Here is a 19,213-nt window from a genome sequence, read left to right on the forward strand (position 1 = left end):
TGGGCGCACGGACGTTCCGCGACGCATCACGGAACCGCACTGAAGGGATCTACATCGTGGCTACCACGCGCTCCGCGCACACGGTCTGGGAAGGCTCTCTGACGGAGGGCTCGGGAACCGTCACCTTCGACTCCTCCGGGATCGGCGAGCAGGCCGTGTCCTGGCCGGCCCGCGCCGAGCAGGCCAACGGCAGGACCAGCCCCGAAGAGCTGATCGCCGCCGCGCACTCCAGCTGCTTCTCCATGGCGCTGTCGCACGGTCTGACGGGCGCGGGCACCCCGCCCACCCGCCTGACGACCTCGGCCGACGTGACCTTCCAGCCCGGCACCGGCATCACCGGCATCCACCTCACCGTCGAGGGCGAGGTGCCGGGCCTCGACGAGGCCGCGTTCAACGCCGCCGCCGAGGACGCCAAGGCGAACTGCCCCGTGAGCCAGGCGCTGACGGGCACGACCATCACGCTGTCGGCGAAGCTGGCCTGAGGTCGGCCGGAAGCCCTTTCCGGCCATTTCCGACCGTGCCGCCGCCCCTTCCGGGGCGGCGGCACAGTCATGGGCGGCATTGACAACACGCCGCTCAAGTTTTGTGATGGAGGTCGAAGTACGCCGGGAAACGGGCTCGTGGTGGAAGGGACTGGACATGGCACGTGCAGTCGGGATCGACCTCGGTACGACGAACTCAGTGGTGGCGGTACTGGAGGGCGGTGATCCCACGGTCGTCGCCAACGCGGAGGGGGCGCGCACCACGCCTTCGGTCATCGCCTTCGCGAAGAACGGCGACGTACTCGTCGGAGAGGTCGCCAAGCGGCAGGCGGTCACGAACGTGGAGCGCACCGCACGCTCCGTCAAACGCCATATGGGCGACGGGAGTTGGCGCTTCCCGGAGGGCGGGTCCGTGGACGGCACGCGGTACACCGCGCAGGAGCTGTCGGCCCGCGTCCTGCAGAAGCTCAAGCGCGACGCCGAGTCCTACCTGGGCGAGGACGTCACGGACGCGGTCGTCACCGTGCCCGCCTACTTCGACGACACGCAGCGCCAGGCCACCAAGGAAGCCGGCGAGATCGCGGGCCTGAACGTCCTCCGCATCATCAACGAACCCACGGCCGCGGCCCTCGCGTACGGCCTGGACAAGGGCGACGACCAGACGGTCCTCGTCTTCGACCTCGGCGGCGGCACCTTCGACGTCTCGCTCCTGGAGATGGGCGACGGCGTCATCGAGGTCAAGGCCACCAACGGCGACACACAGCTGGGCGGCGACGACTGGGACCAGCGCATCGTCGAGTACCTGGTACGGCAGTTCAAGAACGCGTACGGGGTGGACCTCGGCAAGGACAAGATGGCGGTGCAACGGCTGCGGGAGGGCGCCGAGAAGGCCAAGATCGAGCTGTCGTCGTCGAGCGAGACGGACATCAACCTGCCGTACGTGACGGCGTCGGCGGACGGCCCCCTGCACCTGGCGGAGAAGCTGACCCGCGCCCAGTTCCAGGAGCTGACGGCGGACCTGCTGGAACGCTGCCGCGGTCCCTTCCACCAGGCGGTGAAGGACGCGGGCATCAAGATCTCGGCCATCGACCACGTGATCCTGGTGGGCGGCTCGACACGCATGCCGGCGGTCACCGAACTGGTCAAGGAACTCACCGGGAGCGAGCCGCACAAGGGGGTCAACCCGGACGAGGTGGTGGCGCTCGGCGCGGCACTCCAGGCCGGTGTGATCAGGGGTGACGTCAAGGACGTCCTGCTCCTGGACGTGACGCCGCTGTCCCTGGGGATCGAGACCAAGGGCGGCATCATGACCAAGCTCATCGAGCGCAACACGACCATCCCCACCCGGCGTTCGGAGACCTTCTCGACCGCCGAGGACAACCAGCCGTCGGTCGGCATCCAGGTCTTCCAGGGGGAGCGGGAGATCGCGGCGTACAACAAGAGGCTGGGTGTCTTCGATCTGACCGGACTGCCCCCTGCGCCGCGCGGTGTGCCCAAGATCGAGGTGACCTTCGACATCGACGCCAACGGCATCATGCACGTCTCCGCCAAGGACGAGGCGACGGGGCGCGAGCAGCGCATGACGGTCACGGGCGGCTCCGCCCTGCCCAAGGACGACATCAACCGCATGGTGCGCGAGGCCGAGGAGCACGCGGAGGAGGACCGCAAGCGGCGCGACGCCGCCGAGACCCGCAACCAGGCGGAGCAGCTCGTCTATCAGACGGAGCGTTTCCTGCGGGAGAACGAGGAGCGGATTCCCGCGGAGACCCGAACCGAAGTGGAAGCGGCGGCCACGGAGTTGAAGGACCTGTTGAAGAACAGGGCCGACGACACGGCGGCGCTGCGCGCGGGCGCGGAGAAGCTGGCCTCGGTGAGCCAGCGGATGGGCCAGGCCATGTACGAGAGTTCTGGCGCGGGCGCCCAGGAGCAGGCGGCGCCGGGGTCCACCCCCGAGGAGGGCGTGGTCGACGCGGAGATCGTGGACGACGAGAAGCCGGGGGCGCAGGGAAAGGGAGGCGAGGGGTAGCCCACGCTAGGACCCCGTCTTCTCCCACCCCCGCCGCTCCGGACGCGGTCCCACCCGGCGGGGGTCCTTGCTCCGGTAGACCACGTACGGCCGGAACAGATACTGCACCGGCGCGCTGAACATGTGCACGAGCCGCGTGAACGGGATCAGCGCGAACAGCGCCATGCCGACCACGGCGTGGATCTGGTACATGACCGGCACCCCCACCATCCGGTCCGTGTCCGGCTGCAGGGTGAACAGGCTGCGGGCCCAAGGCGCCATCGACTCGCGGTAGTTGTAGCCCTCTCCCGACGCGTGCGTCAGCTTGGCCACCATGCCGAGCACGATCGCCGCGAACAGCACGAGATACATCAGCTTGTCGTTGGCGGTCGTCGCCCGGAACACCGGCGCGTTCGTGCGCCGCCGGTAGAGCAGCAGCAGGATGCCGAGCACCAGCAGAATCCCCGCCGCCGTGCCGCCGTACAGCGAGAACAGGTGGTACGTGTGCTCGCTCACGCCCACCTTCTCCGTCCACGACTCCGGGACGAAGAGCCCCACCAGGTGTCCGACGATCACGAACAGGATCCCGTAATGGAACATCGGCGAGGCGATGTTGAGCAGCTTCGACTCGTAGACCTGCGAAGAGCGCGTCGTCCAGCCGAACTTGTCGTAGCGGTAGCGCCACAGGAGGCCCGCCACAAGGAGGACGAAGGCCACGTACGGGATGACGCCCCACAGCAGCGTTCTCATCAGTGCTCCCCGATCAGTGCGAAGGGTTCAAGGCCGACGTCCTCCCGCGGTGGCCCCGACCGGGCAAGCGCCTGTGCCTCGGCCCGGTCCTTCGGCGAGGGGCCGGGCAGCGTCGAACAGACCGCCTGGAGGACGGACGCGTAGGGCGTGCCGAAGTCGGTGAGGGCAAGCCGCAGCAGCTCAAGGCCCGGTCGATGTTCCTCCAGGAGGACAGGGCCCGCGTGCGCGGAGAACTCCAGGACCGCGGGCAGGAAGTCCGGCAGCTCCTCGCCGGTGAACTCCAGGCCGTGCTGCCGGTAGACCTCCTTGAAGCGCACCAGTGCCATGCCGCGCCGCCGCGTGTCACCGTCGCGCCACCAGCTCAGATAGAGGCTGTGGCGGTTCTTGAAGTCGAAGACCTGGACGTAGTGCGCGGCAAGGTCGGAGGGTTCGGTCGCCGCCGCGTGCGTCAGGAAGCCCTGCAACTCCGGTGCCGCAGCCGTCAGTTGCGGCAGCAGGCCACGAAACTCCTCGTCCGGGTAGGCCAGGCAGTGCGCGGCTGCCTGGTAGAGCACGGCGTGGTCGCTCACAGAGTGTCCTTGTCGGTCGCGGAGGGCTGCTCGTCGGCGGTCTGCCGGTCCCGCAGGGTGTGGAAGTTCTCGATGGTCACGAGCGGCAACTGCTTGCGGCCCGAGTCCTGCCCGAACGGGCCGTCCCCGCCCGCCCCCGGACCGCCCTCGAAGTCGAGGCTGCACGAGTCCGGCAGCGCGGACTCCTCCAGACGCTGCGCGTCACCGACCGCCGCGGTCGGAATCACGTAACGGTCCTCGTACTTGGCGATGGCGAGCAGCCGGTACATCTCCTCGATCTCCTGGCCCGACATGCCCACGGCCTCGGCCACCGAACTCTCGGGCCGGTCACCGAGGTTGATGGCCCGCATGTGCGCCCGCATCGCCGCCAGCTTCTCCAACGAGGCCCGCACCGGGCCCACATCACCGGCCGTGAAGATCTCCGCCAGGTATTCGAGCGGGATGCGCAGGGTGTCGATCGCGCCGAAGAGGTTGTCCAGGTCCTCGCCGTCGTGCCCGGTCTCGCTCAGCGCGTCCACGACCGGGGAGAGCGGCGGGATGTACCAGACCATCGGCATCGTCCGGTACTCCGGATGCAGCGGGAGCGCCACCTTGTACGTGCTGATCAGCGCGTGCACGGGGGAGCGGCGTGCCGCCTCGATCCAGTCGTGGCCGATCCCGGCTCGCTCGGCCTCGCGCCGCACCTCGGGATCCTCCGGGTCGAGGAAGACCCCCAACTGGGCCTCGTACAGAGCCTTGTCGTCCTGCACGGATGCCGCTTCCGTCACCTTGTCGGCGTCGTAGAGGATCACGCCGAGGTACCGGAGGCGTCCCACGCACGTCTCCGAGCAGACGGTGGGCAGGCCCACCTCCAGGCGCGGGTAGCACATCGTGCACTTCTCGGCCTTGCCGGTGCGGTGGTTGAAGTACACCTTCTTGTACGGGCACCCCGTCACGCACTTGCGCCAGCCGCGGCAGCTGTCCTGGTCGACCAGGACGATGCCGTCCTCCTCGCGCTTGTACATCGCGCCGGACGGACACGACGCCACGCATGACGGGTTCAGGCAGTGCTCGCAGATCCGCGGCAGATAGAACATGAAGGTCTGCTCGAAGGCGAACTTCACCTTCTCCGCGGCTTTTTCACGGGTCTTGGCGACCATCGGGTCGAGGTCGCCGTACTCGGTGGCGCCGCCCAGGTTGTCGTCCCAGTTGGACGACCACTCGATCTTCATGGGCTTGCCGCTGATCAGCGAGCGCGGCTCCGCCACCGGGTAGTCGTCGCCCAGCGGGGCGTCGGTGAGGTTCTTGTACTCGTACGTCCAGGGCTCGTAGTAGTCCTTGATCTCCGGCAGCTTCGGGTTGGAGAAGATCTCCAGGAGGGCCTTGATCCGGCCGCCGTTCTTGAGCTTCAGGGCGCCCTTCTTGTTCAGCTCCCAGCCACCGCGCCACTTCTCCTGGTCCTCGTAGCGGCGAGGGTAGCCCTGGCCCGGACGGGTCTCGACGTTGTTGAACCAGACGTACTCCATGCCGTCGCGGTTGGTCCACGCCTGCTTGCAGGTGACGGAGCAGGTGTGGCAGCCGATGCACTTGTCGAGGTTCATGACCATCGCGATCTGTGCCATAACGCGCATCAGTACTGAACCTCCTGGCTGCGGCGGCGGATGACCGTCACCTCGTCGCGCTGGTTGCCCGTCGGGCCCAGGTAGTTGAAGGCCCACGACAACTGGGCGTATCCGCCGATGAGATGGGACGGCTTGAGGATGAGACGGGTCAGGGAGTTGTGGATGCCGCCGCGCTTGCCGGTGGTTTCGGTCTTGGGGACGTTGACCGTGCGTTCCTGCGCGTGGTGCATGTAGACCGTGCCGGCCGGCATCCGGTGCGAGACGACCGCCCGCGCGACCACCACGCCGTTGCGGTTGACCGCCTCGATCCAGTCGTTGTCCTTCACGCCGATCGCCTCGGCGTCCTGCGGCGACATCCAGATGCACTGCCCGCCCCGGGAGAGCGACAGCATGAAGAGGTTGTCCTGGTACTCGGAGTGGATGGACCACTTGTTGTGCGGGGTGAGGTAACGGACCGTCACCTCTGCCTCACCGTCCGGGCCGAGCTGTGGCTCCCCGAACAGGCGGTTCATGTCCAGGGGCGGCCGGTAGACGGGCATCGCCTCGCCCAGCTCGTGGATCCAGTCGTGGTCGAGGAAGAAGTGCTGGCGCCCGGTGAGTGTGTGCCAGGGCTTGAGGTGCTCGGTGTTGAGCGTGAACGCCGTGTAGCGCCGCCCGCCCGCCTCGCTGCCCGACCACTCGGGGGAGGTGATCACGGGAACGGGCGCCGCCTGCGTGTCGGCGTACGTGATCCGCTTGCCCTCGTGCTCGGCGGCCAGGTGCGCCATCTCCTGGCCCGTACGCGCCTCCAGGGTGTGGAAGCCCTGCGTGGCGAGGCGCCCGTTGGTCGTGCCGGACAGCGCGAGGATGGTGTTCGCCGCCTTCACCGCCGTGTCCAGGGCGGGGCGTCCGTCCGCGGGCCCGCCGCGTACGACGCCGTTGCGTTCGCGCAGCTCGTCGACCTCCTGGTCGGGCCGCAGGGCGATGCCCTTCGCGGGCAGGCCCAGCTTCTCCGCCAGCGGGCCGAGCGCCGCGAACTTCGCGCCGATCGCCGTGTAGTCACGCTCGACCACCGTCAGGCCCGGCATCGTCTTGCCGGGGATCGCCTCGCACTCGCCCTTGCGCCAGTCCAGGACGACACCGCCGGGCTGGGCCGTCTCGCCGGGGGTGTCGTGCTGGAGGGCGGTGGCGACGACGTCCTTGCGTACGCCGAGATGGTCCACGGAGAGCTCGCTGAGCCGTTCCGCGATCGCCTTGAACGTGTCGAAGTCGGTGCGGGCCTGCCAGGGCGGGTCGACCGCCGGAGTGAAGGAGTGGACGTAGGGGTGCATGTCCGTGGAGGACAGGTCGTGCTTCTCGTACCAGGTCGCCGCGGGCAGGACCACGTCCGAGAGCAGCGTCGACGACGTCTGGCGGAAGTCGAGGGAGACGAGCAGGTCGAGCTTCCCCTCGGGCGCCTCGTCGTGCCAGGTCACCGTCGAGGGCCGCTCGTCGGGCGCCGCCTCCTCCGCCCGCAGCGAGGAGTGCGTGCCGAGCAGATGCTTGGTGAAGTACTCGGCGCCCTTGGCCGACGAGCCGAGCAGGTTGGCGCGCCACAGGGTCAGGACGCGCGGCCAGTTCTCGGGGGCGTCCGGGTCCTCGCAGGCGAAGTTGAGGGTGCCGGCCTTGAGCTCGTCGACGACATTGGCGACCGGGTCGCCGGAGGCACCCGAAGTGTCGCCCAGGTCAAGGGAGTTGCGGTCGAAGGTCGGGTAGGAGGGCATCCAGCCCGTGCGCGCCGACAGGGCCAGGCAGTCGGCGCCCGTCATCCCCGCGAACCGTCCCTCGCCGAGGGGCGAGGCGAGCACGTCCGCCGCGAACTTGTCGTAGCGCCACTGGTCGGTGTTCAGGAACCAGTACGCGGCGCCGATCATCTGCCGTGGCGGCCTGCTCCAGTCGTTGGCGCTGGCCAGCGTCGCCCAGCCGGTCGCCGGGCGGCACTTCTCCTGCCCCACGTAGTGCGCCCAGCCGCCGCCGTTGCGGCCCTGGCAGCCGGTCAGCTGGAGCAGCGCCAGGAAGGCGCGGTAGATCGTCTCGGAGTGGAACCAGTGGTTGGTCCCCGCGCCCATCAGGATCATGCAGCGTCCGCGTGACTTCTCGGCGGTCTGCGCGAATTCCCGCGCGATCTTCACCGCCTTCGCGGCCGGGACCGAGGTGTGCGCCTCCTGCCAGCCCGGGGTGCCGGGCGCGTCGGCGTCCTCGTACGAAGAAGGCCACTCGCCCGGGAGGCCCTCGCGTCCGACGCCGTACTGCGCGAGCAGCAGGTCGAAGACCGTCGTGACCAGCGGTCCGTCCTGGCCGCCGAGCCGCGTGGCGGGCACCCCGCGGCTGACGATCTCGCCCCGCCCCTGGCCGTGCGTGCCGCCCTCGGTGTCGAAGCGGGGGAGCAGCACCTCGACGCCGGTCGCCACCTCGGAGTCGTGCAGGGTGAGTTGCGGCTTGATGTTGCCGAGCTCCAGATTCCACTTGCCCTTGCCGGAGTCGGTCCAGCGGAAGCCGAGCGAACCGTTCGGGACGGCGGGTTGCCCGGTGTTCTCGTCCAGGACCGCCGTCTTCCAGTCGCCGCCCTCACCGCTCTGGCCGAGGTCGGTCGCGCGCAGGAACTTCGACGGGACGTACGCGCCGTCCCGCTCGGTCAGTGTCACCAGGAACGGCAGGTCGGTGAACTTGCGCACGTAGTCCGTGAAGAAGTCCGTCTGCCGGTCGACGAAGAACTCCTTGAGGATGACGTGGCCCATCGCGATGGCCAGGGCGCCGTCCGTGCCGGGGTGCGGGTGCAGCCACTCGTCGGCGAACTTCGTGTTGTCCGCGTAGTCGGGGGACACGGCCACGACCTTCTGGCCGCGATAGCGCGCCTCGGCCATCCAGTGCGCGTCCGGCGTTCGCGTCACCGGGACGTTCGAGCCCCACATCATCAGATACGCCGCGTCCCACCAGTCACCCGACTCCGGTACGTCGGTCTGGTCGCCGAAGACCTGCGGCGATGCGACCGGAAGGTCCGCGTACCAGTCGTAGAAGGACAACATGGGCGCGCCGATCAGCGACATGAAGCGGGCGCCCGCCGCGTGCGACACCATCGACATCGCGGGGATGGGGGAGAAGCCCGCCACCCGGTCGGGGCCGTGCGTCTTGATCGTGTGGACGTGCGCCGCCGCGATGATCTCCACGGCCTCGTCCCAGGTCGCCCGCACGAGCCCGCCCTTGCCGCGCGCCTGCTGGTATCTGCGGCGCCGCTCAGGGTCGCTCTGGATGTCGGCCCACGCGAGCACCGGGTCCTTGAGCCGGGACTTCGCCTCCCGGTACATCTCCAGGAGCACGCCGCGCAGGTACGGGTAGCGCACGCGGGTCGGCGAGTACGTGTACCAGGAGAACGCGGCGCCGCGGGGGCAGCCGCGCGGCTCGTACTCGGGCCGGTCGGGGCCGACGCTCGGATAGTCCGTCTGCTGGGTCTCCCAGGTGATGATGCCGTCCTTGACGTACACCTTCCAGCGGCAGGAGCCCGTGCAGTTCACGCCGTGCGTCGAGTTCACGACCTTGTCGTGGCTCCACCGGTCCCGGTAGAAGGCGTCCGCGTCCCGGCCGCCGACGAGACCGATGCTGTGCAGGTCGGGGGCGGCGGTGCCGCGGCGGAAGAACTTTCCCGCACGCAGCAGCGCGGCGCCGGGCTCGGTCGTCTCTGTCACCCTTGAGCTCCCTAGGTCTGCCTTTCAACGAACCTAGGTCCGGGGCGGCGGGGGCACACGGCGGCGACCGCCGTACGGGTTGCGGGGACGCTCGTGGCGTCGGCGCTTACGTCCGAGGTAATCGACCCCCGCATGCGGTCCCGGCAGGGTGGTCCCACCGGACCCGGTCCGGCGCACTCCGGACCGGTTCCGGCCCCCCTTTCCCTGTAGCTGCCTGGAGGCCACCCGTCATGTCCACGTACTCCGCGCACCCCCTCACCGCACTGGCCCGCACGAACGACCCGAAGACGATGCTGCGCCGCTTCCTCGCCCTCGACGCGGTCGTGACCACCGGGAACGGCCTCGCGTACACCGCGGCCTCGGGCCCGCTCGGCCGCTTCCTCGGGGTCGACGCGGGGCTCCTGCTCGGCCTCGGTATCTTCCTCACGCTGTACGGCGCGGGCGTCGGCTGCCTCGCGGCACGCAAGAGCCCGCCCGCGCTGCCCGTCCGGGCGGTGATCGAGGCGAACGCCGCCTGGACGGTGCTCAGTGTCGTCGCCCTGATCGCCTGGCTGACGCCCAGCACCGCGGGCGCCGTGTGGATCCCTCTTCAGGCCGTGACGGTCGGAGGCTTCGCCGCCCTGCAGTACGCGGCGCTGCGGTCGGTCTGACTCAGGACGCCGACTGGAGGTACTTGACCGTCGCGGGGTCGGCCGGGAGCAGCGTCTCGATGGCCAGCTCGGCGACCGTCACGTCCATGGGGGTGTTGAAGGTGGCGATCGACGAGATGAAGGACAGCAGCCGCCCGTCGTGCTCGATGCGCAGGGGCAGCGCGAAGTACGGAACGCCGCTCTGCGGCCCGTCGGCCTCGAACACGTCGACACCGGGGTCCTCCACCGGGTACGCCGCCACCTCCTCGTACACCGCACGCAACGCGTCCGAACGCTGCAGCGCGATCTGCCGCTCCATCTGGTGCAGCAGATGCCCGCGCCACTCGCGCAGATTGCGGATCCTGGGGGCGAGGCCCTCCGGGTGGAGCGTGAGCCGCATGGCGTTGAGCGGCGGCTTGAGGAGGTGCTCGGGGATGCCGTCGAGGATCATGGCGATGCCACGGTTCGCCGCGATCACGTCGTACGTCGCGTCGATGACCAGGGCGGGGTAGGGCTCGTAGCCGCGCAGGAGCTGCTCAAGGCCCTCCCGCAGGGCGCCCATCGAAGGGTCGTCCATCGGGGTCTCGCGGAACCGGGGCGCGTAACCGGCCGCGAGGAGCAGCGAGTTGCGGTCCCGTACGGGGACGTCGAGGTGCTCGGCGAGGCGCAGCACGATCTCCTCGCTCGGGCGTGACCTGCCGGTCTCGATGAAGCTGATGTGCCGTGCCGAGGAGCCGGCGCGCAACGCGAGCTCCAGCTGGCTCACCTTGCGCCGCTCGCGCCAACCGCGCAGCAGCGGGCCGATGCCGGTACTTTCCTTGGTGGACGCGGCAGTTGTCATACCCAGACAGTAATCCACGGCTCCTTGCCCGGCGGCGGCTTGATCAGGGTCTCGCGCAGGGTGCTGTGGCAGGCTGAGGCACAAGGGATACAGACACATGCGCCGCGCCGTACGCACACCACTCGGAAGGGAAGGGGCGCGGCCATGCCGGTCGAACCACTGTCACAGAAGGACGTCGAGGAGCGGCTCGCGGAGCTGCCCGGCTGGTCACTCGAAGGCGACCGGATCACCCGCTCCTTCCAGCTGGGCTCCCACTTCGCGGCGACCGCGATGGTGGTGCACATCGCGCAGATCCAGGAGGACCTCGACCACCACTCCGATCTGACGCTGGGCTACAACACCGTCTCCCTGTCCGTGCACACGCACAGCGTGGGCGGCGCCCTCACCGCGCTCGACTTCGAACTGGCCCGCCGGGTGGAAGAGCTGGCGGCCGGACACCGGGCGGCCTGAGCGAGCATGCTGGACTACGGCAAGGAAGCGGACCGCTATGACGCGTCGCGCGGCGGCGAGCCGCGCGCCGACGCCGCTGCCGCAGCGGTCCTGGGCCTGCTGCCGCCGGACGCCCGCACTCTCCTGGACGTCGCCTGCGGCACGGGCCTCGTCACCCGACGCCTGGCGGGGACGGGCCTGCGGGTGACCGGAGTGGACTCGGCGCACAACATGGCGCGCATGGCGTCGGGCCGGCTGCCGGGAGCCGTCGTCCTGGGCGACAGCCGCCGGCTCCCCTTCCCCGATGCCTCGTTCGACGCGGTGTGCACGGTGTGGCTGCTCCATCTGCTCTCCGGCGCGCAGGAGACGAGGGCGGTGGTCGCCGAGTGCGCGCGGGTGCTGCGGCCCGGCGGCGTGTTCGTCACGACCGTCGACAAGGCCGCGGCGCACGACGTCGGCAGCGACATCGACGCCGTGCTCGCCCCACGTCCGGTGCGCCCCGCGGTCGACCGCGGCCGGGCGGTCGAGGCGTACGCGGCCGCCCATGGCCTGGCACCGTCCGGCGAGGCCTGCTTCCGGGGCCACGGCCAGGGCCGTACGCCCCGCTCCACGATCGAGGACCTCCACCGGGGATGGTTCACCAGCATCCCACCGGACGGCCCCCTGGCGGCACGCCTCACGGAGGGCCTGGCCGCCCTCCCCGACCAGGAAGTACCGCGCGCCGACCCACGGTTCACGCTCAGGGCGTTCCGGATGCCGTCCCCGAGGCCGCCCGTCGCGTGAACCTGCCTCGGCCGGCCCGTCGAGTTTGCCGAAACCGCAAGGCGACTGGCCGACGGGAAGGCACCGGAGCAAGGTGGACACGACCCAGGACCCCAGGGACCCGACCGATCCCGGACAACAAAGGCGGCGCCACCCGATGACTCACGACGACGGACAAGGCCCGGACCACGGCCCCAAGCGCGCCCACGGCCACGACCGCGCCCACGGCCACCACCACGAGGACATCGACTGGGCCGCCATGGGCCCGATGCTGGAGCGGAACGCGGAGCTCGCCGCCCCGCAGAACCGTGAGATCGCCGAGTGGCTGCGCACCTGGCAGCTGGAACCGAAGCTGATCGCGGATGTGGGCAGCGGCTCGGGGAGCACCTCCTTCCTCCTCGCCGAGATCTTCCCCAACGCATGGGTGACGGCGGTGGACCCGGCGGAGCCGCTTCTGGAGCGCGCGAGGGAGCGGGCCGCCCGCGAGGGCCTGTCGGACAGGATCCGCACGCTCCACGCGGAACTCCCTGCAGGGATCGCCGAGTTGCCGTCCGCCGACCTCCTGTGGATCGGCAGGGCCCTGCACCACGTCGGCGACCAGGAGGCGGCACTGACCGCCCTCGCCGAGCGCCTGGCACCCGGCGGCGCGATCGCGCTCCTGGAAGGCGGCCTGAACCAGCGCAGCCTGCCCCGCGACATCGGCTTCGGCCGCCCCGGCCTCCAGACGCGCTTCGACCTGGCGGACGACATGTGGTTCACGCGGATGCGCGCGGAGCTCCCGGGCGCGAAGTCAGTCACGGAGGACTGGCCCACGCTCCTCACCGAGGCGGGCCTGCGCCACGCGGGCACCCGAACGTTCCTCCTGGACCTGCCGTCCCCGGTCTCCGCCACGGCCCGCGCCCACCTGATCTCGGAACTCGCCCGCCGCCGCGAAATGCACGAGGAAACCCTGGACGCCGACGACTTGACCACGATCGACCGCCTCCTGAACGAGAACGACCCCCAGAGCCTGCACCACAGGCCGGACGTGTTCTTGTTGTCGGCGCAGACGGTGCATGTGGGGGTCAGGGCGTAGGCGGGCAGTGGCCGGGGTGGGCGTAGAGGGTGAGGCGTGCTCCGTGCACGCGTCGGCTCTCGCACGGCGCGAAGTGTTCCCCGAGGACCGTTCGCTTCACGGCGGCGACGTCGGCGGGGTCGGCCGGGGCGCCGGTCGGATCGCCGACGGCGAGTACGCGGGTGTGCCCGAGCATCCGGGCCCGTAGGACGGACGCCGGCACTTCGGTGCCGTACAGCGTGTGGGAGGCGGCCGGGCTCCGGTCGGCGGCAAGATCGTCGAAGCCGTCGGGAACCGTGAGGCCGGGCAACAGGGAGGTGATCCTTCGCCATCCGGGCAGGTACAGCACGCCGTCACCCGGCCTGCCGAGGCTCCGCATCTCCCGCGCGACGGCCGTGACGTTGTCGGAACGGCTCTGCGGTGATCGCAGCTGTGTGGCAGTGGGGATCAGTGAGAGCAGGGTCGTCGCGGCGGCCACCGCTGCCAGAGCGATCCGCGGCCGTCCGCCCCGCGCCACACGGTCGAGCGCCCCGCCGAGCAGCAGCGCGAGACCGGCCGTGCAGTACAGGACGTAGCGCTCCACGTAGAGCGGCTTGAAAAGCGAGAGCAGCATCAGAGCAGCCGCAGGCACGACGAGCAGCGGGAGAGCGACTCTGGGCAGACCGGTCGCGGGCCGTACTCCCGTGCGCCCCTTGAGGAGTAGGAGCACGGTGCAGGCGGCCCCGATCAGCCACACCCTGGCGGCGCCCGTGAAGGCGCTGCCGCCGACCTCGATCCAGCTCACCTGCGTGGCCTGCGCCCGGCTCAGTGCGGCGAGCGGGGCGACGACGATGACGACGACCGCCGCGGCGACAGCCCATCGGCGGCGTTCCGCCCGCGGCACCGCGACGGCGTGCGCGAGCAGTGCGAGCACGGCGAACTCGTGCAGCAGACAGGCCGCGAGGACCAGCCCGCCGTACCCCGCCCACAGCCGGGGGCGGCGCGTCTGCGCCGCACGCACCAGCAGCCAGGTGGCCCAGACGACGAGTGCGCACACCATCGCGTACGAACGGCCCTCCTGCGCGAATCGCTGGACCTCCGGGAGCAGTGCGAACACCACTCCGGAGAAGAGTCCCGCGCGCGGCCCCGCGAGTCGCCCTCCGATGAGCGTCACGCCCACCGCGGCGGCGCACATCGCGAGTACCGAAGGCAGCCGCAGGACGAGCAACGGGTCGACGTCGTGGAAGATCGCGTAGAGCCCGTGCACGCACACGTAGTAGAACCCGTGCACGGCGTCCACAGTGCCCAGCGTGTGCCAGATGTCGGCGAGACCGCGGTGCGTCACGTCGTACGTCACCGCCTCGTCCCGCCACATGGCGCCGCCGCGCCGTATGCCCCACAGGCCGAGGGCGAGGGAGAGGAGCACGGAAGGCAGGACGGACATCGGCCACTGGGTGAAGACGGGTGGCCTACCGGCGTCCCGGACCGTGGTCGGCGACGAGGCGGGACGGCTGGGCTGAAGGGTGTCGATGACAGGCTCCCCGTGGCTGAACGTCGGCTCGAAGTGGGCCCCTCAAGGACCCGAAAGCACGAGTTCAGCCGCCCGCGGATTGATAGGCAGCCCTGTCCCGCCCCGCCTATCAATTGCTAGCGTGGGCCCGGATCTTGACCGGCGAGGGCCGGGGGAGGGGGACCGGGGGATGGGGCGACGGGAGAAGCCGCTGGAGCCGGCGGCCGGCCCCGTCCAGCGCCTGGCGCACGAACTCCGCAAGCTCCGGGTGGAAGCGGGCAGCCCCACCTACCGGTCGATGGCCGAGCGCGTGCCCTACTCGGCGCCCACACTCTCCGCGGCAGCCGCGGGGGAGCGGCTGCCGACCCTGCCCGTGCTGCTCGCCTACGTGTCCGTGTGCGCCGGGGACCCGGAGGCGTGGACCAGACGCTGGTACGAGACGGTCGCCGAGGACGCCGAACGCGACAGGGAGGGAGGAGATTCGCCCTATCCGGGGCTCGCCCGATTCGGCACCGACGAGCGGGAGCACTTCCACGGGCGCGGTGATCTCGTGGCCGAACTGCTGCGGCTTGTTTCGCAGCACCGCGTCACGGCAGTGATCGGCGCATCGGGCAGCGGCAAGTCCTCGCTGCTGCGGGCCGGTCTCATCCCGGCATTGCGAGAGACCGTCGACGCCCGGCGCCCCGCGGCGATCCGCATCCTCACTCCGGGCGACCGGCCGGCCCGCACGCATCAGGGTCTCCTCACGCCCTCCGACGGCGAGGGCGACACGCTCCTCGTGGTCGACCAGTTCGAGGAGGTCTTCTCGCTCTGTCACGATCCGGCCGAACGGGATCAATTCCTGGCCCGGTTGCTGGTGGCCCGCGCCCCCGAGAGCCGCCTGCGCGTGATCGTCGCCGTACGGGCCGACTTCTACGGCCGGTGCGCCGAACACGGCCCCCTCGCCGAAGCACTGTCCGAGGCCGGTCTCCTCGTCGGGCCCATGTCGCCGAGCCGTCTGCGCGAGGCCATCGTCAGGCCCGCGGCGGCCGAAGGCCTCATCGTCGAGCGGGCGTTGACGGCCAGGATCGTCGCCGACGTGGCGGACGAGCCGGGCGGCCTGCCCCTCATGGCGCACGCCTTGCGCGAGGTGTGGCGGCGCCGCACAGGCAAGACGCTGACGGAGGCGGCGTACGAGGCGATCGGCGGGGTACGCGGCGCGATCGCGCACACGGCGGAGGAAGCGTTCGCACGCTTCACCGAGCCGGAGGCCATGACGGCCCGCACACTCCTTCTGCGGATGGTCGCGCCGGGGGACGGCACGCAGGACACCCGCCGCCCCGTCGACCGCGCCGAACTCCCGGCCGGCTGCGACGACGTACTGGAGGCCCTGATCGGGGCCCGCCTGCTCACCGTCGACGGCACGACGGTCGACCTCGCGCACGAGGCCCTGCTCAGCGCCTGGCCCAGACTGCGCGGCTGGATCGAGGGGGACCGGGAACGGCTGCGGCTGCATCGCGCACTGACCGAAGCGGCCGTCATATGGCGCGAGTTGGGGAGCGATCAGGGAGCGGTGTACCGAGGGACGCGGCTCACCGCGGCGCGCGAGACCTTCGGCGAAGACCCGGACACGGCCGAACTGACCCGTCTTGAGCGGCAGTTCCTGGAAGCGAGCGTCGCGGCGCACGACGAAGGGGTGCGCGCGAAGGCGCGCGCGGCTCGCCGCACACGTTCGCTGCTGTCCGGCCTCGTCGTGCTCCTGTGCCTCGCGGTCGTCGCGGGAGTGGCCGCCTGGCAGCAGAACCGTGACGGGGAGCGGCGCCGGGCGGAGGCGGAGGCTCGCCGGATCGTCGGCGTCGCGCGGACGCTGCGTGCGTCGGACCCGGCGACCGCGATGCGGCTGAGCGTGGCGGCCTGGCGCGTGGCGGACCTGCCCGAGACCAGGGAGGCGGTGCGCGGCGCCGCCGCGTGGCGGGAGCGGGACGCGTTCTCCGGCCTCGACGACGGCACCGCGCCGGGCGCCCCCCGCTTTCTGAGCGCGGACGGCCGCACGCTGACGTCGATGGCCCGTGACCGTGTGGTGCGCTGGGACATGCGCGACCGGCGCCGCATCGACGCGCACACCAGGCCGGGCAGCTACGAAAGAAGCATGGACGTCAGCGCCGAGGGGAGGCTGATCGCGCAGCACGGCGAAGACGGCGTTCAGGTGTGGGACATGCAACGGAAGCGAGCACTCGGCCGACCCTTCGGGCCAGGTGAATGGCGCGACACGGAAGGGGAGTTCGGGCCCAGTGGGCGGACCTTCGTCCTCCGCTCGGGGACCCGGGGTGGAGCCACGGTTCAGGTGTGGGACGTCCGGCGCCACGAGCTGCTCGACGAGATCTCCGGCCGAGCGACCGACAGCCCGGCCCCGGCGCTCAGCCCCGACGACCGGCTGCTCGCGACCTGTTCCGCCAAGGACGGCCGCCTCTCCCTCAGGGACACGGTGAAGGGACGGGAGATGCGACGGACGTGGCCGCGTGAGGTGGACGAACAGGCCTGCGGCGCTCCGGGGCTGATGTTCACGCCCGACAGCCGCGCGCTGGCGTTCGACGGGAAGGGCGGGCTCCGGACCTGGGAGCCGCGAACCGGACGGGAACGTCCGAAGATCAAGGTGCCGGGTCTCGACGAAGACAACCTGTCCTTCAGTGCGGACGGTGACACGGTGGCTGCCCTCGGGGACGGGGACATCACACTGTGGCGGACCGAGGCGCCCGGCACTCCACTGCTGCGCCACCCCGTCCCCGACCGCGGGGCCACCGACGTGCGGTGGGACGCGGAGGCAGGCGTGATCCGCTACATGGCCAATGCGGAGGTCGTCAGAACCATCGAGGTCGGCAAGGCTCTCTCGACGCACCGCCTGAAGCAGCCCCTCGCCGCGGCGCGCTTCAGCCCTGACGGGCGGACCCTGGCGTCCGTCGAAACCGGCGGCGACGGAGCCGAGTTCAGGCTGCGTGACGCGCGCGACGGCACGGTGTCCCGGGCGCTGCCGGGCCAGGGATGCCAAGACTGCGGAGCACCGGCGTGGGCGTTCTCACCGGACGGCCGCAGATTCGCGTACGGGGTCGCGGGCCGGCACGGCACCACCGTGCGGCAGTGGGACGTCGGACGCGGCAAGGGGGCGTCCCGCACTCGAGTGCCGTCGTGGGTCGAGAGCCTTGTCGTCCCGGCCGAGGGGGCGGACGTGGTGACCGGGGGCGCGCCCCTGGAGGTGCAGGACAACGACAACTGGCACGTCGAGGTCTGGAAGGTGGAGGGCACGACCCGCACCAAGGCGCTGCGCCGCCGGACCGCCGGTCATTCCGGCACCCTGGCTCCCGACGGCCTCTCGCTGCTCACCTGGGACGGTGTGCTGACCGACCTCGAGACGGGCCGGTCGGTCAGTGCGCTGCGCGGCGAGGACATGCTTGCCGCCGCTGTCTACAGCCCCGACGGCCGCCATCTCGCGGTGTCCGACACCAACGGCAGGCTCACCTTGTGGGATGCGCGAGGCACCCGCGTCCTCGGAGTGCTCTCGCCGGGTTCGTACGACAGGGGCAGTGCGAGCGAGCCACTCGGCTCCGTCCTGTCCTTCTCCGAGGACGGCCGCTACGTCGCGGCGGGCGGGGAGGACGGCACCGTACGCGTCTGGGAGACCGGCACGCCACGTCTGCAAGGCACCGAGTACCCCGGGACCGACGGCCCCGTCCTGGCCCTCGGCTTCGCGGGCTCCCAACTGCGCGTGGCCACACCGCGCGTTCCCACCCGTTCCCTGGCCATCGATCCCGAGCGGGCGGCGCAGGCCGTGTGCGACAGGGCCCGCGGCGGCCTCACGCGGGAGCAGTGGCGGACGTACCTGCCCGGCCTCGGCCATCGGGAGACCTGCACGGACTGAAGGGCGCCCCCACCGGCCCGAGCCGGTGAAGGCGCCCTTCGTCTCGTTCAGTGGCTTGGGGCGACCGACTCAGGACACGTCGAACGAAGCCGGGTCCGGGCCCAGGCGTCGGTCCTCGTTCAGGGCGCTGATCGCCGCCATGTCCTCGGGGTCGAGTTCGAAGCCGAAGACGTCGATGTTCTCCTTGATCCGGGACGGGGTCACGGACTTGGGGATCACCACGTTGCCGAGCTGGATGTGCCAGCGCAGGACGACCTGGGCCGGCGTGCGGCCGTGCTTCTGGGCGATTGCGATGATCGCCGGGACCTCGAGGAGGCCCTTGCCCTGGCCGAGCGGGGACCAGGCCTCCGTGGCGATGCCCTGTTCCGCGTGGAACTCGCGGGAGGCGCGCTGCTGGAGGTGCGGGTGGAGCTCGATCTGGTTGACCGCCGGGATGACCGACGTCTCGGCGAGCAGCTGCTCCAGGTGCTCGGGCAGGAAGTTCGAGACACCGATGGACTTCGCGCGGCCGTCGGCCTGGATCTTCTCGAAGGCCTTGTACGTGTCCACGGCGAGGCCCTTGGAGGGCAGCGGCCAATGGATCAGGTACAGGTCCACGTAATCGAGGCCGAGCTTGTCCAGGGACGCGTCGAAGGCGCGCAGCGTCGAGTCGTATCCCTGGTCGGTGTTCCAGAGCTTCGTCGTGACGAAGAGCTCCTCGCGGGCGATGCCGGAGGAGGCGATGGCCTTGCCGGTGCCCTCTTCGTTGCCGTAGACGGCAGCGGTGTCGATGCTGCGGTACCCGGCCTCCAGCGCCGTCGCGACGGCCGACCGGGCCTCGTCGTCCGGGACCTGCCAGACGCCGAAACCGAGCTGCGGCATCTCGACGCCGTTGTTCAGGATGATCGGGGGGACCTTGCTCACGAGCTTTCGATCCTTAAGTCGTCGGGTGGTACTCCCATGGTCAACGAACACGTGCGGTGCCGCATTCCTTGACCACTCCCATGTGCACGACTCTATTGCACATCTT

14 protein-coding genes are annotated in these 19,213 nt (G+C 70.6%); 7 read left to right on the forward strand and 7 right to left on the reverse strand.

What is annotated here, in order from left to right; translation table 11 throughout:
• Positions 1 to 56: 56 nt before the first annotated feature.
• Positions 57 to 482 carry an OsmC family peroxiredoxin gene (locus tag ABXJ52_RS30760; protein WP_367046412.1) on the forward strand — a complete coding sequence of 142 codons (426 nt, stop codon included), beginning with the start codon at positions 57 to 59 and terminating at the stop codon, positions 480 to 482.
• Positions 483 to 639: 157 nt separating this feature from the next.
• On the forward strand, positions 640 to 2,508 hold the full coding sequence (gene dnaK / locus ABXJ52_RS30765) for a molecular chaperone DnaK (RefSeq protein WP_367046414.1): 1,869 nt from the start codon (positions 640 to 642) through the stop codon (positions 2,506 to 2,508).
• A 6-nt stretch (positions 2,509 to 2,514) separates the two neighbouring features.
• Here the strand turns inward: dnaK and narI are convergent, their stop codons facing one another.
• The 4 genes from narI to ABXJ52_RS30785 are packed head-to-tail and all read right to left on the reverse strand — an operon-like array spanning position 2,515 to position 9,108.
• A complete protein-coding gene (gene narI / locus ABXJ52_RS30770) occupies positions 2,515 to 3,237 on the reverse strand; it encodes a respiratory nitrate reductase subunit gamma (protein ID WP_367046415.1) in 723 nt (240 codons plus the stop codon).
• Positions 3,237 to 3,806 (reverse strand): nitrate reductase molybdenum cofactor assembly chaperone, encoded by a 570-nt coding sequence (narJ, locus tag ABXJ52_RS30775; protein ID WP_367046416.1) that lies wholly within the window; start codon positions 3,804 to 3,806, stop codon positions 3,237 to 3,239. Before narJ ends, narI begins: the two co-directional genes overlap by 1 nt.
• Positions 3,803 to 5,416, reverse strand: coding sequence for a nitrate reductase subunit beta (gene narH, locus ABXJ52_RS30780; protein ID WP_367046418.1), 1,614 nt, complete (start codon positions 5,414 to 5,416; stop codon positions 3,803 to 3,805). Before narH ends, narJ begins: the two co-directional genes overlap by 4 nt.
• Positions 5,416 to 9,108 carry a nitrate reductase subunit alpha gene (locus ABXJ52_RS30785; protein ID WP_367046419.1) on the reverse strand — a complete coding sequence of 1,231 codons (3,693 nt, stop codon included), beginning with the start codon at positions 9,106 to 9,108 and terminating at the stop codon, positions 5,416 to 5,418. The genes narH and ABXJ52_RS30785 overlap by 1 nt, the downstream gene beginning before the upstream one ends.
• A gap of 230 nt (positions 9,109 to 9,338) precedes the next feature.
• Here ABXJ52_RS30785 and ABXJ52_RS30790 point away from each other — a divergent pair, with 230 nt between their 5' ends.
• Entirely contained in the window at positions 9,339 to 9,758 is a 420-nt protein-coding gene (locus tag ABXJ52_RS30790) for a hypothetical protein (protein WP_367046421.1), read from the forward strand.
• Position 9,759: 1 nt separating this feature from the next.
• On the opposite strand, the gene ABXJ52_RS30795 is transcribed toward ABXJ52_RS30790, so the two are convergent.
• Positions 9,760 to 10,578 carry a helix-turn-helix transcriptional regulator gene (locus ABXJ52_RS30795; protein ID WP_367046423.1) on the reverse strand — a complete coding sequence of 273 codons (819 nt, stop codon included), beginning with the start codon at positions 10,576 to 10,578 and terminating at the stop codon, positions 9,760 to 9,762.
• Positions 10,579 to 10,722: 144 nt separating this feature from the next.
• On the opposite strand from ABXJ52_RS30795, the gene ABXJ52_RS30800 reads away from it, so the two are divergent.
• From ABXJ52_RS30800 to ABXJ52_RS30810, 3 genes are all read left to right on the forward strand, one after another.
• Positions 10,723 to 11,028 (forward strand): 4a-hydroxytetrahydrobiopterin dehydratase, encoded by a 306-nt coding sequence (locus ABXJ52_RS30800; protein ID WP_367046425.1) that lies wholly within the window; start codon positions 10,723 to 10,725, stop codon positions 11,026 to 11,028.
• Between the two features lie 6 nt (positions 11,029 to 11,034).
• Positions 11,035 to 11,790, forward strand: coding sequence for a class I SAM-dependent methyltransferase (locus ABXJ52_RS30805; RefSeq protein ID WP_367046427.1), 756 nt, complete (start codon positions 11,035 to 11,037; stop codon positions 11,788 to 11,790).
• Positions 11,791 to 11,926: 136 nt separating this feature from the next.
• Entirely contained in the window at positions 11,927 to 12,844 is a 918-nt protein-coding gene (locus ABXJ52_RS30810) for a class I SAM-dependent methyltransferase (RefSeq protein ID WP_367046429.1), read from the forward strand.
• On the opposite strand, the gene ABXJ52_RS30815 is transcribed toward ABXJ52_RS30810, so the two are convergent.
• Positions 12,834 to 14,246, reverse strand: a complete 1,413-nt coding sequence (locus ABXJ52_RS30815; RefSeq protein ID WP_367046431.1) for a glycosyltransferase family 39 protein — start codon at positions 14,244 to 14,246, stop codon at positions 12,834 to 12,836. The genes ABXJ52_RS30810 and ABXJ52_RS30815 overlap by 11 nt on opposite strands.
• 256 nt (positions 14,247 to 14,502) lie before the next feature.
• Between ABXJ52_RS30815 and ABXJ52_RS30820 the strand changes: the two genes are divergently transcribed.
• Positions 14,503 to 18,204, forward strand: a complete 3,702-nt coding sequence (locus ABXJ52_RS30820; protein WP_367046433.1) for a hypothetical protein — start codon at positions 14,503 to 14,505, stop codon at positions 18,202 to 18,204.
• A 69-nt stretch (positions 18,205 to 18,273) separates the two neighbouring features.
• Here the strand turns inward: ABXJ52_RS30820 and ABXJ52_RS30825 are convergent, their stop codons facing one another.
• The gene (locus ABXJ52_RS30825) at positions 18,274 to 19,107 is read right to left on the reverse strand and encodes an aldo/keto reductase (protein WP_367046435.1); all 834 of its coding nucleotides are present in this window, start codon (positions 19,105 to 19,107) and stop codon (positions 18,274 to 18,276) included.
• Between the last annotated feature and the right edge of the window lie 106 nt (positions 19,108 to 19,213).

The sequence above is a fragment of the Streptomyces sp. Je 1-332 genome, assembly GCF_040730185.1.
GTDB lineage: Bacteria > Actinomycetota > Actinomycetes > Streptomycetales > Streptomycetaceae > Streptomyces.

What these genes read in the sequence shown, in the direction of transcription:
- ABXJ52_RS30805 (WP_367046427.1), top strand. Translation starts at nt 11,035, where the DNA reads ATGCTGGACTACGGCAAGGAAGCGGACCGCTATGACGCGTCGCGCGGC.
- ABXJ52_RS30795 (WP_367046423.1), bottom strand. Translation starts at nt 10,578, where the DNA reads ATGACAACTGCCGCGTCCACCAAGGAAAGTACCGGCATCGGCCCGCTG.
- narI (WP_367046415.1), bottom strand. Translation starts at nt 3,237, where the DNA reads ATGAGAACGCTGCTGTGGGGCGTCATCCCGTACGTGGCCTTCGTCCTC.
- dnaK (WP_367046414.1), top strand. Translation starts at nt 640, where the DNA reads ATGGCACGTGCAGTCGGGATCGACCTCGGTACGACGAACTCAGTGGTG.
- ABXJ52_RS30815 (WP_367046431.1), bottom strand. Translation starts at nt 14,246, where the DNA reads ATGTCCGTCCTGCCTTCCGTGCTCCTCTCCCTCGCCCTCGGCCTGTGG.
- ABXJ52_RS30820 (WP_367046433.1), top strand. Translation starts at nt 14,503, where the DNA reads ATGGGGCGACGGGAGAAGCCGCTGGAGCCGGCGGCCGGCCCCGTCCAG.
- ABXJ52_RS30810 (WP_367046429.1), top strand. Translation starts at nt 11,927, where the DNA reads ATGACTCACGACGACGGACAAGGCCCGGACCACGGCCCCAAGCGCGCC.
- ABXJ52_RS30800 (WP_367046425.1), top strand. Translation starts at nt 10,723, where the DNA reads ATGCCGGTCGAACCACTGTCACAGAAGGACGTCGAGGAGCGGCTCGCG.
- ABXJ52_RS30790 (WP_367046421.1), top strand. Translation starts at nt 9,339, where the DNA reads ATGTCCACGTACTCCGCGCACCCCCTCACCGCACTGGCCCGCACGAAC.
- narH (WP_367046418.1), bottom strand. Translation starts at nt 5,416, where the DNA reads ATGCGCGTTATGGCACAGATCGCGATGGTCATGAACCTCGACAAGTGC.